1 protein-coding gene is annotated in these 1,081 nt (G+C 65.1%); it reads left to right on the top strand.

Going from position 1 to position 1,081, the window contains the following annotated elements; all coding sequences use genetic code 11:
• Positions 1–945: rhodanese-like domain-containing protein (locus AB0O58_RS26770; protein WP_032399667.1), on the top strand; the 945-nt coding region annotated here is incomplete at its 5' end.
• Between the last annotated feature and the right edge of the window lie 136 nt (positions 946–1,081).

Below are 1,081 nucleotides of genomic sequence, written 5' to 3'. Positions count from 1 at the left end.
CCGGACCTACTCGACGAAGCTGCCGACGGTGTCGACACCCGTTTCGAGGGTGCCAAACAGATCTTCCGCAGTCTGAAGCGGTCGTTCGTCACGCAGCCAGATCATATCCAGGTCTTTCCGGGTCACGGTTCGGGCAGTGCCTGCGGAAAAGCTCTCGGCGCGTTGCCGTCGACCAGCGTCGGCTACGAACGTCGTTTCGCTTGGTGGGCCGGGTATGTCGAGCGCGACGACGAGCAGGGCTTCGTCGATGAGATGCTCGACGGCCAACCGGATGCACACGCCTACTTCGGCCGGATGAAGCGTCAGAACAAGCAGGGCCCGGTCGTTCTCGGGCCACTCTCTCCACTGCACGAGTACGACTCCACCGAATTGGCACGCGCCCTCGACTCCGACGAGGTCGTCCTCCTCGACACCCGCGGCCAATATGAGGTGCACGCCGGCGCTGTCCCCGGAGCGCTCAACATCCCCGGTATCGGCAAGGCAGCCTCGTTCGGTGCCTGGGTCTACGACCCCGAACGAGAGGACACTCCACTGGTGGTGCTTGCCGAGGACCGCGCCGTCGCCGACGAGCTACGTGATCACCTGCTGCGGGTCGGCATCGATACGGTGACCGGGTACGTCACAAGTCTACGAGGATTTCCCATGACGACACCCGAGACGATCGGTGCGGACGAGCTGGATTCGTTCGACTCGGCAATGGTGCTGGACGTGCGCAACAAAACCGAACACGCCGACGGCCACATACCTGGCTCCGAACAGCTCAGCGGTGGGCGATTGCTGTGGAACCTCGACGGACTGCCCACGGGCGGTCCGATCGTGACCTACTGCCAGAGCGGCGTCCGTAACGCGGTCGCAGCCAGCGCCCTGCGTCGCGCCGGCTACCGAGTTGTCGAACTCGAGGGCAGCTACGCCGCCTGGTCCGCACGCAACCTCGAAACAGTCTGATCGAACACGCCCGAATCGGAGGCGGTCGTGCAGTCCGCCCCCGGTTTGGTCCTGTGCTCGCCCTGTCGGCTCGCTGCGCCACCGACGGTGAGCAGACCCCAGACCGAGCAGGACCCCGGGCGACACTCCTGATCCG

This window comes from Rhodococcus sp. NPDC080181, from assembly GCF_040702225.1.
GTDB classification, from domain to species: domain Bacteria; phylum Actinomycetota; class Actinomycetes; order Mycobacteriales; family Mycobacteriaceae; genus Rhodococcoides; species Rhodococcoides fascians.
This window is presented reverse-complemented; position numbering and strand designations above follow the sequence as displayed.